Raw genomic sequence first — 13,195 nt, 5'->3', positions numbered from 1 at the left:
ACCGTGTCCATGCCTCCTGCCGTGCGCTTCGGCGTCAACTACACCCCCAGCGAAGGGTGGTTCCACCACTGGCTCGACTTCCGTGCGGACTCCGTACGCGCCGACCTCGGCTCGATCGCCGCGCTCGGCCTGGACCACATCCGGGTCTTCCCGCTGTGGCCCTACTTCCAGCCCGACCGGGCGCTCATCCGCCCCAAGGCCGTCGAGCAGCTCGGCCAGCTGCTCGACATCGCGGCCGAGTTCGGCCTGGACGTCAACGTGGACGGCCTCCAGGGGCACCTGAGCAGCTTCGACTTCCTGCCCGCCTGGACCCGCACCTGGCACCGGCGCAACCTCTTCACCGACCCGGACGTGGTGGACGCGGAGGCCCGCTACCTGCGCACCCTCGCCGCCGCCCTCGCCGGCCGGCCCAACTTCCTCGGGATGACGGTCGGCAACGAGGTCAACCAGTTCGCCGCCGGACCCCACCCCGACCCCGACCGCGTCACCACCGCGCAGGCCGGACGCTGGCTGAACCGGCTGCTCGCCGCCTGCGCCGAGGGCGCCCCCGGCCGGCTCCACCTGCACGCCTCCTACGACGCCGCCTGGTACCAGGACGACCAGCCCTTCACCCCGGAGCACTCGGCCCGGCTGGGCGACGCCACCGCCGTGCACTCCTGGGTGTTCAACGGCACCGCCCAGCGCCACGGCCGCACCGCCGTGCCCACCGAGCACCACGCCGCCTACCTGGTCGAACTGAGCAAGGCCTGGGCCGGCACCCCGCACCGGCCGGTCTGGCTCCAGGAGGTCGGCGCGCCCGCCCCCCTCGTCCCGGCCGAGCACGCGGCCGCCTTCGCCGAGGCGACCGTCACCCACGCCCTGGACTGCCCCGACCTGTGGGGCATCACCTGGTGGTGCTCCCACGACGTCAGCCGCGACCTCGCCGACTTCCCCGAACTCGAATACGGACTCGGCCTGCTGACCAACGACCGGCGGCCCAAGGACCTGGCGCTGACGCTGGCACGCCTCGCCCGGGAACGCCGGGCCGCCGCCCCGGCGACCCGCCGTACGGCGCTCGTCGTGCCCGCCGACCCGGCCGTCCGCTCCCGCTGCGCCCCCGGCGGGCCGGTCTTCGACGCCTACTTCCGGCTGGTCGCCGACGGCGCCCGCCCCACCACCGTCCTCGACGCGCGCGCGGACGACGAGGAGCACCTCGCCGCCCGCGGCATCACCGAGGTCGTCACTCCCGACCAGGTACTCCCCACCCCACAAGGAGGCACCCGCTCGTGAACCCCTCCAGACGCACCGTCCTCATCGCCGGCGCCGCCGCTGCCCTGCTGCCCGCCCCGGCCGCGGCGGCGGCCCCGAAGGCCACCGGCGCCACCCCGCCGTACGCCTCCTACTGGTACCCGGACTCCCTCCCCTCCGGCACCCCGGGCACCGGCGTCACCTGGCGCAGCCTGAGGACCTGGCGCGCGGCTGACGACGCCGACCTCGCCTTCAACGCCGCCTCCGTGCCGCTCGCCCCCCGCTTCACCCCGGCCCCGGCGAACACCACGGCCCGCTCCGGGCAGGCCCGCATCCAGGCGCTGGTCTCCTTCGGGCCCACCTCGGCCAACCCCTCCCAGGGCTCGGCCACCGCCGACCACTACGCGCTCACCCACTGGGCGTACCTGGACGAGCTGGTGTTCTGGGGCGGCTCGGCGGGGGAGGGACTGATCCTCGCCCCGAACGCGCCGGTCGTGGACGCCGCCCACCGGCACGGCGTGCCCGTCCTCGGCAATGTCTTCCTGCCGCCCACCGCGTACGGCGGACAGCTGCAGTGGACCCGCGACCTGGTGCGGAAGGACTCCACCGGGCACTGTCCGCTGGCCGCCCAACTAGTCGCCGTGGCCGCCGCGTACGGCTTCGACGGCTGGTTCGTCAACGCCGAGACCAGCGGCGGGAACACCGCGCTCGGCACCGACATGCTCGGCTTCGTACGGGAGCTGAAGTCCCTCGCGGCGGCGCGCGGGCAGCGGGTCACCTGGTACGACGCGATGACCGTGAACGGCACCGTGAGCTGGCAGGGCGCGCTGAACAGCCAGAACCAGGCGTTCTTCCAGGCCGCCGACGACATGTTCGTCGACTTCCGGTGGAGTGCGGGCACGCTGGCCTCGTCCGGGGCCGGGGCGACGGGCCTGGGCCGCAGCCGGTACGAGCTGTGGGCGGGCGTCGACGTCGAGTCGAACGGCTCGAACACCGCCGTGAACTGGGACGCGATGGTGCCGGCCGGCAAGGCGCACATCACCTCGATCGGCCTCTACCGGCCCGAGTGGACCCGCAACCACCTGCCCGCGGGGCGCACTCCGGGCGACTTCCACGCCGCCGACGACCGGTTCTGGACCGGGCGGTCGCTGGATCCCTCGCGGCCGGACGGCACGGACCCCTGGCGGGCGCCGGCGGTGTCGGTCGCGGACCGGTCGACGGTCTCCTCGGTGCCGTTCGCGAGCGTCTTCAACACCGGGCACGGGCTCAGGTGGTACGAGGACGGCGAGGTCACCTCGGAGGCGCCGTGGAACCACCTCGGGCTGCAGGACCGGCTGCCCTCGCGGCGCTGGGTGGTGCGCACGGACGGGGAGCGGCCGGCCGTCACCTTCGACTTCGCCGACGCTTGGCGGGGCGGGAGCAGCGTGCTGGTGGAAGGTGAACTCGATCAACCGGTGGTGCTGGACGTGTACGCGGCCCGGCTGCCGATCACTGTGAACACTGTTGTCGAGCTGACGCATCGGACCGACGCCGGGAGTGTGAACGTCGAGCTCGCCGTCGCCACCGCCGAGCCGGGCGGCGCCGGTGCCACACCGCCGTACACCCGTCTGCCGGTGACGCCTGTGAACCCGGTCAACACCTGGCAGACGTCGACCGTACGGCTCACCGGACTGTCCGGCACCGTCCACGCGCTCGGCGTCCGGCTCACCGCGACGAACGGCCCCGTGCGCTGGCGGCTCGGAGGGATCGCCGTCCGGGACGTGGTCGTCACCCCCGCCGCCCCCTCCGGCCTCCGCGTCACCGCGGCCACCGGCGGCGACCTGCGCCTCGCCTGGGACGCGGCCCCCGGCGAGGTGCGCCACTACACCCTGCACCGTCTGCTGCCCGACGGCACCCGGCGCTTCCTCGGCGGCACCTGCCAGCGGGCGTACTTCCTCTCCGGCCTCACGCCCGAGCAGGGCGAACGGGCCGCGCGGTTGGAGCTGCGCGCCGTAGGGGAGCTGTACACCTCGTCGGCCCCCGTGACCGTGACCCACCCCTGGTAACCGTTCCCCAGCCTTGGAGCACCCCGTATGCATGACGACCGCGGCCTGGTCGAAGGCCGCCTCAAGCGCGTCCTCGACGAACGCGTCCGCCCCGCCGTGTACCCCGAGTCCGTGCCGCTCCAGGTCGCGGTGTGGCACGCGCCCGGCGAACCCGTGCCGGTCGCCGAGGGCCTCGCGGCCGAGCCCGAGCCGATCGAGGTGGGCGCCCGGTGGGGTGCTCCCTGGGGCACCAGCTGGTTCCGGGTGACCGGGACCGTGCCCGAGGCCTGGGCGGGCCGGACCGTGGAGGCCCTCCTCGACCTCGGCTTCGACGAGAACATGCCCGGCTTCCAGTGCGAGGGCCTGGTCTACCGGCCCGACGGCACCCCGGTGAAGGGCCTCAACCCGCGCAACCAGTGGGTCCGGATCGGCGCGCCCGTGGCGGGCGGCGAGCGGGTGCGCCTGCACATCGAGGCGGCCTCCAACCCCGTCATCCTCGACTACCACCCCTTCCTGCCCACCCGGCTCGGCGACAAGGAGACCGCGGGCGGCGAGCCGCAGTACACCCTCGCCCGGATGGACCTCGCCGTCTTCGACGAGACCGTGTGGCGGCTGGTGACCGACCTGGAGGTGCTCGGCGAGCTGATGGCGGAGCTGCCGGTGGACTCCGCGCGGCGCTGGGAGATCCTGCGGGCGGTGGACCGGGCGCTGGACGCGATCGACCTCCAGGACGTGGGCGCGAGCGCCCAGCGGGCCCGCGCGCACCTGACGGACGTGCTGGCCGCGCCCGCCGTCCCCTCCGCCCACCGCGTCAGCGCCGTCGGCCACGCGCACATCGACTCGGCGTGGCTGTGGCCGCTGCGCGAAACGGTCCGCAAGGTCGCCCGCACCACCGCCAACATGACCGCCCTCATCGAGGACGAGCCGGACTTCGTCTTCGCCATGTCGCAGGCCCAGCAGTGGGCGTGGGTGAAGGAGCACCGGCCCGAGGTGTGGGCCCGGGTGAAGAAGGCGGTGGCGGACGGGCGGTTCGTGCCGGCCGGCGGGATGTGGGTGGAGTCGGACACCAACATGCCGGGCTCGGAGGCGATGGCCCGTCAGTTCGTGCACGGCAAGCGGTTCTTCCTCGACGAGTTCGGCGTCGACAACCAGGAGGCCTGGCTGCCGGACACCTTCGGCTTCGCCGCCGGCCTGCCGCAGATCATCCGGGCGGCCGGCTCCAAGTGGCTGCTCACCCAGAAGATCTCCTGGTCCCGGACGAACACGTTCCCGCACCACACCTTCCAGTGGGAGGGCATCGACGGCACCCGGATCTTCACCCACTTCCCGCCCGTCGACACCTACAACTGCTCCATGAAGGGCAGCGAACTCGCGCACGCCGCCCGCAACTTCCGGGACAAGGGCCGCGCCCGCCACTCCCTCGCCCCCACCGGCTGGGGCGACGGGGGCGGCGGCACCACCCGCGAGATGGTCGCCAGGGCGGCCCGGCTGCGCGACCTCGAAGGCTCACCCACCGTCGTCTGGGAGACCCCCGAGGCGTTCTTCCAGAAGGCGGAGGCCGAATACCCCGACGCGCCGGTCTGGGTCGGCGAGCTCTACCTCGAACTCCACCGCGCCACCCTCACCAGCCAGGCGAAGACCAAGCAGGGCAACCGGCGCAGCGAACACCTCCTGCGCGAGGCCGAACTCTGGGCGGCCACGGCCGCCGTACGCACCGGATTCCCCTACCCCTACGAGGAGTTGGACCGCATCTGGAAGACGGTCCTGCTGCACCAGTTCCACGACATCCTGCCCGGCTCGTCCATCGCCTGGGTGCACCGGGAGGCGCGGGCGACGTACGAGCGGCTCGCCGCGGAGCTGAACGGGATCGTCGACGCGGCCCAGCGCGCCCTGGCCGGCGAGGGCACGACCCCCCTCGTGTTCAACGCGGCCCCGCACGCGCGCTCGGGCGTCCCGGCGGGCGGCGCCGCGCCCCCGGTCACCGAGGGCCGCACGACGCTCACCGCCCGCGCGGAGGGCGGGCACGTCCTGCACGACGGTGTGCTGCGGGTCGAGATCGACGCCCGGGGCCTGGTGGTGTCGGCCTACGACACCGAGGCCGGCCGCGAGACGATCGCCCCGGGCCGGGCGGCGAACCTCCTGCAGCTCCACCCCGACTTCCCGAACATGTGGGACGCCTGGGACGTGGACGAGTTCTACCGCAACACGGTCACCGACCTGACCGACGCCGACGAGGTGACCCCGGGCGAGGACGGCGAGTCGGTGCGGGTCGTACGGTCCTTCGGTGCCTCCCGCGTCACCCAGGTGCTGTCCCTGCCGCCGGGGGAGCGGCGGCTGGTGCTGGACACCGAGGTCGACTGGCACGAGACGGAGAAGTTCCTCAAGCTCGCCTTCCCCCTCGACGTGCACGCCGAACGGTACGCGTCGGAGACGCAGTTCGGGCACGTGCACCGCCCCACCCACACCAACACCTCCTGGGAGGCGGCTAAGTTCGAGGCCTGCAACCACCGCTTCGTGCACCTGGAGGAGACCGGCTGGGGCGTCGCGGTCGTCAACGACTCGACGTACGGCCACGACGTGACCCGTACCGTCCGCACCGACGGCGACCGCGGTACGACCACCACCGTACGGGTGTCCCTGCTGCGGGCCCCGCGTTTCCCGGACCCCGAGACGGACCAGGGCGTCCACCGTTTCCGGCATGCGCTGGTACCCGGCGCGTCCATCGGTGACGCGGTGCGCGAGGGATGGCGGGTCAATCTGCCCGAGCGGCGGGTGCCCGGCGCCGGGGACGTGGCGCCACTGGTCGGCGTCGACCGGGACGCGGTCGTGATCACGGCGGTGAAACTGGCCGACGACGGCAGCGGTGACGTGGTGGTCCGCCTCCACGAGGCGCACGGCGGCCGGACCCGGGCCACGCTCACGGCCGGCTTCCCGCCGGCCCGGGTCACCGTGACCGACCTGCTGGAGCGCCCGCTGGCCGACGCGGCCGTACCCGAGCTCGACGGACAGGCGGTGAGGCTGGCGCTGCGGCCCTTCGAGCTGATGACGCTGCGGCTGGCCAGGGCCTGACGCGCGGGGTACACCGGTAGGACCTACAGCCGAGGAGGTGCGGTCCCGTGGGCGAGGTGCACGTGTCGGCGCAGGACGGCGAGGTGCGCGTGGGGCCCGGCGACGAGGTCGTTCTCCGGCTGCCCGAGAACGCCACCACCGGATACCGGTGGCACGTCGAGCGCCTGGACGGCGCTCTGGAGGTCGCCTCCGACGACTACGCCCCGCCGGATACGGCCCTCCCCGGCGCCGGAGGCACACGTGTGCTGCGGCTGCGGCCGGCCGGGGCCGGCCGGGGGCGGCTGGAGCTGGTCCTCAAACAGCCGTGGGGCGACGACGTGGCCGACCGGTACGCCCTGCGCGTCACCGTCGAGTGACGCGCGAGGGGCCGCGCCCGGCACAGGCCGGACGCGGCCCCTCACCCGGACAGGCCCTAGAGCAGGTAGATCTCGTGGACCAGGCCGTCCGCCTCCTCGCGGAAGGAGATCGGCCGGCCCGTCTGGCGGGCCTGGGAGGCGAGCGTGGTCAGGGCGGTGAACGCCCAGTCGCTGCCGTTGAAGATCTTCTTCCAGGCGCCGCCCTTGACGTGCAGGAAGGCGTTGCGGGTCTGGTGGATGGACCACATCGCGTCGACCACCGCGTTCTGCGTCCAGGTGCCGGTGACCGCCGTGGCGGCCTGGGCCGCCGCGAACGCCGCCAGGTCGCCGCGGAGTTCGGGTGTGATCGTCGGCCGGGCCTCGCCGGCCGCGCTCTGCTCGAAGCGGGCCACCATCACGTCACTGGCCGGCTTGCCCGGCGCGGTGCCGTTGAGGCCGATGTCCACCCCCGGCGGGAGCAGTGCGGGCCGGCCGGCCTCGTCCTGCTCGGCCGAGGAGCGGACCGCCTGGGTGGCGGGCGGCTGCTGCTGCGGCCGGTCCTCGCGACCGCTGTGCTGCGTGCTCATCTCGTACTCCCCTCTCCCCGGTGTCACCAGGCGTAGATCTGCTGGACGGAGCCGTTGTCCTCGTAGATGCCGACCTTGGCGCCGTTCGCCTTGGACGCGGCGAGTTCCGCGAGCATCGCCGAATCGGTCGCCCCGGCCGTGCCGTTGAGACTGAGCCAGCCGCGCAGTTCGCCGTACGCCCATACGTTGGCGTCCGCGTCGTTGCTCCACAGCGCGAGGATGCGCTGGTCGGGCAGCCAGTTGTGGATGACCGTGCCGAGCGCCGCCACGTTGTGCCAGGTCTCGATGCCGCACTCGCCGTAGCCGATGCGGAAGAAGCCCTGCTCGCCCCAGCCCGGACCCCAGCTGTTCTTGCCGATCCAGCACTGCTGGGCGTCGTCGTAGCCGATGAGCGTGACGCAGTGGCCGCCCGCGAGGTCACCGGCCCGGTGCCGGTAGACACCGCCGGCGTAGCTGAAGAAGTCCTGGTAGACCAGGAAGCAGGCGGTGATGGAGCCGTAGGTGGCGATGTTCTCCTTCATCGCCGCCGGGTTGCCCGTGACCGACTGCCAGGAGCGGATCCTCACCAGCCGGTTGGGCCAGTCGGCGTTGAGCCGGGAGGCGTCCTGGTCGCCCGCCGTGTAGGGGAAGTACTCCTCGATGGTGATGCCGTGGTCGCGTGCCTGGTCGGCGAGGGGCTCGGGCAGCCAGCCGTTGCCGCAGTTCCGTCCGGCCTGGCGGCCGTAGTAGTAGAACGCCTGCGCCTCGGACAGGTCGACCGGGAGGGAGGGCGCCCGGTAGCCGAAGCGGGTGACGTGCTCCATCGTGCCGACGGTGCCGAAGGCCACGCAGGAACCGCACGCCCCCTGGTTCCTGACCGGCGTCGTGTAGTTCACGCCGCCGATGCTGCGCAGGTCGAACGCGGCGGGCGCGCCCACCGAGTCGGCCCTCGCCTCGAGGGCTGCGGCGATGCTGCTCTGCCGCGCGTTCTCGATCGCCAGGCGGTCGTGTTCCTCGACGGGGACGCCGAGGCGCACCACGCGCTGCTCCTCGGTGAGCTCCGTCATGTGGGTCGTGGTCATGTGCCACGGATTGCCCGCCTGGTCGAGTACCGACCTGAGGTGGTCGAGGTCCAGTGGGTCGTTGACAGGCATGCCGAACCCTCCTTCGTGCTCGATGCGTTGCGTGCCGTGCCGGCCGGTGGCGGCGGGCAGGGCAGGGCGGAGCGGTCACGGCCCCGGGCGGGGCACGGGCGCGTCCGTGATGGGTGCGGGCAGACCGCGCCGCACGGTGGAAAGTGGTCGAACGGTGCCGACTACGCGGGTGGGATCACGTTCTCTGAGAGGCATTCACAGCCGTACCCCCGGTACCTGAGTGACAGCGTGGCACCCCCCGATGCCGCGCGGCTGTCGACTTGGAGCTAAGCAGAGAACCGCGGGGCCGGGAATACGACGGAATGCGGGTGTCGCAAGGGAGAGGCCGCCCTCCTCTTGCACGGCCCGTGCATACGCCGGTTCAGGGGCTCAGCTGCGCGCGCAGCCACTCCTCCACCTCGCCCACGTGCGCCGCCGCCGCCGCGCGGGCCGCCTCCGGGTCGTGGGCGGCCAGGGCACGGTGGATGGCGGCGTGCTCCCGGCGGGTGCGGGCGAAGGCGCCCTCCTCCTGGTAGCCGCGCCAGACGCGGGCCCGGAAGGTGCGGGAGGACAGGCCGTCCAGGATGGCCGCCATCGTCTCGTTGCCCGCGGCCACCGCGATCTCTCGATGGAAGGCCAGGTCGTGGGCGAGGATCTCCTCCGGGTCGTCGGTGGCGTTCATCGCCGTCAGGTGCTTCTCGACCTCGGCGAGCTGGTCCGGCGTGATACGGGCCGCAGCGAGCGCGGTCGCCGTGGACTCCAGGACCCGGCGCACCTCCAGCAGTTCCACCAGGCGCGGGCCCCGGGACAGGTCGGCGACCACGCCGAAGGTCTCCAGCAGGTCGCCGGCCTGGAGCTGGGTGACGTAGATGCCGGAGCCGTGCCGGGCCTCCAGCACGCCGAGCACCGTCAGCGCGCGGATGGCCTCGCGCATCGAACTGCGGGAGATGCCCAGCTGGGCGGCGAGATCGCGCTCGGTGGGCAGGCGCTGGCCCGGCTCCAGGCGGCCCTCGCCGATCATCGCCTTGATCCGTTCGATGGCGCGTTGCGTCACGGTGCCCTTCTGTGGGGCTGTCTCGTCCACGCCATTCCTCCACTCACCGGGTGCGCCGCAGTCTAACCGTCAAGGTGGTCGGACCACTACGGCCTGAAACCTGGAAAATCTGCCGACGGAGGGTGTTGTTCCGAGGGAGTGGTCTGATAAGTATGCCGTCATCTGCTCGAACACGCTCAACGAGGAGCCGCCAGATGCCCGGCAGGACAGTGGGGAAGCGGAACAGGTCTCGGATCGTCGGCGCGGTGGCCGCAGTCGCCGGCGTCTCGCTCGTGCTCGCCGCGTGCGGCAGCACCAAGGACACCGGCGCGGCCAACGCCGGGGGCGGCGGCACCGGCAAGGTCGGGGTGATCCTGCCCCTGCTGACCTCGCCGTTCTGGCAGTCGTACAACGACTACGTACCGAAGATGGCCAAGTCCGAAGGCGTCGACACCCTGAAGACGGTCAACTCCAACAGCGACCCCTCACAGCAGATCACCGACATCAACAACGAGCTCAACCAGGGCGTCAAGGGCCTGGTCGTCGCCCCGCTGGACAGCGCCGCCATCGAGGCCGGCCTCGACCAGGCCGAGCGCAAGGGCGTACCGGTCGTCGCGGTGGACGTCGCGCCCGACAAGGGCAAGGTCGCCATGGTCGTCCGCGCCGACAACGTCGCCTACGGCCAGAAGGCCTGCGAATACCTCGGCACGCACGTCACCAGCGGCAAGGTCGTGCAGATCATGGGCGACCTCGCCTCGGTCAACGGCCGGGACCGCTCCGAGGCGTTCCGCTCCTGCGTGAAGAAGAAGTACCCGAAGCTCAAGGTCCTGGAGATCCCCGCCAAGTGGGAGTCCGACACCGCCGCCTCCAAGCTCGACACGCTGCTCAACGCCAACCCCGACATCAAGGGCATCTATATGCAGGCCGGCGGCGTCTACCTGGCGCCCACCCTGCAGACCCTGAAGTCCAAGAACATGCTCAAGGCGGCCGGGCAGAAGGGCCACATCGTCATCGTGTCCAACGACGGCATCCCGCAGGAGTTCGACGCCATCCGCAAGGGACAGATAGACGCCACCGTCTCCCAGCCGGCCGACGCCTACGCCAAGTACGGCATGTACTACATCAAGGCGGCGATGGAGGGGAAGACGTTCAAGCCCGGTCCGACCGACCACGACTCCACCATCGTCGAACTGCCCAGCGGCATCCTCGAGGACCAGTTGCCCGCGCCCCTGGTCACCAAGGACAACGTCGACGACCCCAAGCTCTGGGGCAACACGGTCAAATGAGTACGCCACTTGTCGAGGCGCGGGGCATCGTCAAGCGGTACGGCCCCACCACCGCCCTCGCCGACGGCCGGCTCACCGTGCTGCCCGGCGAGTCCCACGCCCTGGTCGGCCGCAACGGCGCCGGCAAGTCCACCCTGGTCAACGTCCTCACCGGGCTGCAGACCCCGGACGAGGGCACGGTCCGCTTCGACGGCGAGCCCGCGCCCCCGCTCGCGGACCGGGACGCCTGGCGCCGCAGGGTCGCCTGCGTCTACCAGAAGCCCACGGTCGTTCCGGAGCTGACGGTCGCCGAGAACCTCTTCATCAACCGCCAGCCCCTCACCCGCGGCTTCATCAGCTGGCGCAGGCTGAAGGCCGAGGCCGCCGAGCTCCTCGGCACCTGGGACGTGCGCGTCGACCCCGAGGCCCGCACCGCCGACCTCAAGGTCGAGGACCGCCAGATGGTCGAGATCGCCCGGGCGTTGAGCTTCGGCGCACGGTTCATCGTCCTGGACGAACCCACCGCCCAGCTCGACAACCGGGAGATCGAGCGGCTGTTCACCCGTATGCGCGCCTTGCAGGACTCCGGCGTCACCTTCCTGTTCATCTCCCACCACCTCCAGGAGGTGTACGAGGTCTGCCAGACCGTCACCGTGCTGCGCGACGCCCGCTGGATCGTCACCGCGCCCGTCGCCGAGCTGCCGAGGGCGGCGCTGGTGGAGGCGATGGCGGGGGAGTCGGTCGAGGACCACCGGCACGCGCACGCCACGGTCGCCGACGCCTCCCCCGTGGTGCTCGACGTGCGCGGGCTCGGCTCCGAGACGTACGACGGCATCGACCTCACCGTCCGCCGCGGCGAGGTCGTCGGCCTCGCCGGATCCAGCGGCAGCGGCAAGACCGAGCTCGCCGAAGCCCTCGCCGGACTGCGCACGCCGACGGCCGGGACCGCGCGGCTGGACGACCGGGACCTCCCCTTCGGCGACGTGCGGGCCACGCTGGAGGCGGGCGTCGGCTGTGTGCCGCGCGACCGGCACGACCAGGGGCTGGTCGCCGGCATGACCATCGGCGACAACACCACCCTCGGCGTGCTGGACCGGCTCGGCCGCTTCGGCTTCGTCGCCCCCGACCGCAAACGCGGCTTCGCCACCGACCTCATCGAACGCCTCGACATCCACGCCGAGGGCCCCGACCAGCCGGTCTCCGACCTGTCCGGCGGCAACGCGCAGAAGGTGGTCATGGCCCGCGCCCTCGCCCGTGACCCCCGACTGCTCGTCCTGATCAACCCCACCGCGGGCGTCGACGTGAAGTCCAAGGAGTCCCTGCTGGCCCGGGTGGACGGCGCCCGGGAGGACGGCACCGCCGTCCTGGTCGTCTCCGACGAACTCGACGACCTGCGCCGCTGCGACCGCGTCCTCGTCCTCTTCCACGGCCGCGTCGTCGCCGAGCATCCGGCCGGCTGGCACGACCACGAGCTGATCGCCTCCATCGAAGGAGTGGACCATGGCTGAAACCAAGGCAGCTCCGCCGCTCGCCCCCCTGCGGGCCCCCGACCCGCACGCCACCAAGGCCGTCCTGCTCCGCCGGGCTCGCGAACTCGCCCTCGTACCCGCCCTGTTGCTGCTCATGGTGCTCGGCGCGGTGGTCAACGACTCGTTCCTCACCGAACGCAACCTGATCTCGATCCTCGGCGCCTCCGCCGCGCTCGCCATGGTCGTGCTCGCCGAGTCCCTCGTGCTCATCACCGGCAAGTTCGACCTGTCCCTGGAGTCGGTGGTCGGCATCGCGCCCGCCGTCGGAGCACTCCTCGTCCTGCCGTCCGCCCAGTCCGGCTGGGGCACCGAACTCCCGGCGCCGCTCGCCCTGTCGGCGGTCCTCGTGGCCGGCGCGGCGGTCGGCGCCTTCAACGGCGTCCTCGTCGTAAAGTTCAAGCTCAACGCGTTCATCGTGACCCTGGCGATGCTCATCGTGCTGCGCGGCCTGCTGGTCGGCGCGACCAAGGGCAAGACCCTCTTCGGCATGCCGGACAGCTTCTACTCCCTGGCCACCAGCACCTTCCTCACGGTGCCGCTGTCGGTGTGGCTCGCCGCGGCGGCCTTCGCGGTCGCCGGGTTCCTGCTGAAGTACCACCGGATCGGCCGCGCCCTGTACGCCATCGGCGGCAACGCGGAGGCGGCCCGGGCGGCCGGCATCCGGGTGGAGCGGGTGATGCTCGGCGTGTTCGTGGTCGCCGGGGTGCTCGCCTCGGTCGGCGGCATCATGCAGACCGGGTACGTCGGCGCGATCAGCGCCAACCAGGGCAACAACATGATCTTCACGGTGTTCGCGGCGGCGGTGATCGGCGGGATCAGCCTGGACGGCGGCAAGGGCACCATGTTCGGCGCGCTGACCGGCGTACTCCTTCTGGGTGTGGTGCAGAACCTGCTCACCCTCGCCCAGGTGCCGTCGTTCTGGATCCAGGCCATCTACGGCGGGATCATCCTCGTCGCCCTCATGATCGCCCGCGTGACGACGGGCCGGGCCCAGGACTGACCCCGGGACCCCCG

10 protein-coding genes are annotated in these 13,195 nt (G+C 72.2%); 7 read left to right on the top strand and 3 right to left on the bottom strand.

Translation table 11 applies throughout. The features are described from left to right. Window positions 1–9 precede the first annotated feature (9 nt). Genes ACZ7L0_RS00510 through ACZ7L0_RS00495 form a run of 4 tightly spaced genes read left to right on the top strand, consistent with a single transcriptional unit; the run spans window position 10 to window position 6,676 of the window. Window positions 10–1,269 carry a glycoside hydrolase 5 family protein gene (locus ACZ7L0_RS00510; protein WP_471240160.1) on the top strand — a complete coding sequence of 420 codons (1,260 nt, stop codon included), beginning with the start codon at window positions 10–12 and terminating at the stop codon, window positions 1,267–1,269. After that, complete coding sequence (locus ACZ7L0_RS00505; protein WP_471240159.1) at window positions 1,266–3,272, top strand: endo-beta-N-acetylglucosaminidase; 2,007 nt, start codon at window positions 1,266–1,268, stop codon at window positions 3,270–3,272. The genes ACZ7L0_RS00510 and ACZ7L0_RS00505 overlap by 4 nt, the downstream gene beginning before the upstream one ends. A gap of 27 nt (window positions 3,273–3,299) precedes the next feature. Next, complete coding sequence (locus ACZ7L0_RS00500; protein WP_471240158.1) at window positions 3,300–6,320, top strand: alpha-mannosidase; 3,021 nt, start codon at window positions 3,300–3,302, stop codon at window positions 6,318–6,320. Between the two features lie 47 nt (window positions 6,321–6,367). Then, window positions 6,368–6,676, top strand: a complete 309-nt coding sequence (locus tag ACZ7L0_RS00495) for a protease inhibitor I42 family protein (RefSeq protein ID WP_471240157.1) — start codon at window positions 6,368–6,370, stop codon at window positions 6,674–6,676. A 56-nt stretch (window positions 6,677–6,732) separates the two neighbouring features. On the opposite strand, the gene ACZ7L0_RS00490 is transcribed toward ACZ7L0_RS00495, so the two are convergent. From ACZ7L0_RS00490 to ACZ7L0_RS00480, 3 genes are all read right to left on the bottom strand, one after another. After that, entirely contained in the window at window positions 6,733–7,242 is a 510-nt protein-coding gene (locus ACZ7L0_RS00490) for a hypothetical protein (RefSeq protein ID WP_471240156.1), read from the bottom strand. 23 nt (window positions 7,243–7,265) lie between these two features. Then, window positions 7,266–8,375, bottom strand: a complete 1,110-nt coding sequence (locus ACZ7L0_RS00485; RefSeq protein WP_471240155.1) for a C1 family peptidase — start codon at window positions 8,373–8,375, stop codon at window positions 7,266–7,268. Window positions 8,376–8,736: 361 nt separating this feature from the next. Further along, window positions 8,737–9,438 carry a FadR/GntR family transcriptional regulator gene (locus ACZ7L0_RS00480; protein WP_471240154.1) on the bottom strand — a complete coding sequence of 234 codons (702 nt, stop codon included), beginning with the start codon at window positions 9,436–9,438 and terminating at the stop codon, window positions 8,737–8,739. A 164-nt stretch (window positions 9,439–9,602) separates the two neighbouring features. Between ACZ7L0_RS00480 and ACZ7L0_RS00475 the strand changes: the two genes are divergently transcribed. The 3 genes from ACZ7L0_RS00475 to ACZ7L0_RS00465 are packed head-to-tail and all read left to right on the top strand — an operon-like array spanning window position 9,603 to window position 13,181. Continuing rightward, window positions 9,603–10,673 (top strand): sugar ABC transporter substrate-binding protein, encoded by a 1,071-nt coding sequence (locus ACZ7L0_RS00475; RefSeq protein WP_471240153.1) that lies wholly within the window; start codon window positions 9,603–9,605, stop codon window positions 10,671–10,673. Continuing rightward, window positions 10,670–12,160, top strand: a complete 1,491-nt coding sequence (locus tag ACZ7L0_RS00470; protein WP_471240152.1) for a sugar ABC transporter ATP-binding protein — start codon at window positions 10,670–10,672, stop codon at window positions 12,158–12,160. The genes ACZ7L0_RS00475 and ACZ7L0_RS00470 overlap by 4 nt, the downstream gene beginning before the upstream one ends. Beyond that, window positions 12,153–13,181, top strand: coding sequence for an ABC transporter permease (locus ACZ7L0_RS00465; protein WP_471240151.1), 1,029 nt, complete (start codon window positions 12,153–12,155; stop codon window positions 13,179–13,181). Before ACZ7L0_RS00470 ends, ACZ7L0_RS00465 begins: the two co-directional genes overlap by 8 nt. Window positions 13,182–13,195 lie beyond the last annotated feature (14 nt).

Source organism: Streptomyces sp. NPDC039424 (assembly GCF_055639495.1).
Note: the sequence above shows the minus strand (reverse complement) of the source record. Positions and strands in the feature narration are given on the sequence as shown.

Coding starts and splice junctions, on each gene's coding strand:
- ACZ7L0_RS00465 (WP_471240151.1), top strand. CDS start 12,153: ATGGCTGAAACCAAGGCAGCTCCGCCGCTCGCCCCCCTGCGGGCCCCC.
- ACZ7L0_RS00500 (WP_471240158.1), top strand. CDS start 3,300: ATGCATGACGACCGCGGCCTGGTCGAAGGCCGCCTCAAGCGCGTCCTC.
- ACZ7L0_RS00475 (WP_471240153.1), top strand. CDS start 9,603: ATGCCCGGCAGGACAGTGGGGAAGCGGAACAGGTCTCGGATCGTCGGC.
- ACZ7L0_RS00490 (WP_471240156.1), bottom strand. CDS start 7,242: ATGAGCACGCAGCACAGCGGTCGCGAGGACCGGCCGCAGCAGCAGCCG.
- ACZ7L0_RS00470 (WP_471240152.1), top strand. CDS start 10,670: ATGAGTACGCCACTTGTCGAGGCGCGGGGCATCGTCAAGCGGTACGGC.
- ACZ7L0_RS00510 (WP_471240160.1), top strand. CDS start 10: ATGCCTCCTGCCGTGCGCTTCGGCGTCAACTACACCCCCAGCGAAGGG.
- ACZ7L0_RS00485 (WP_471240155.1), bottom strand. CDS start 8,375: ATGCCTGTCAACGACCCACTGGACCTCGACCACCTCAGGTCGGTACTC.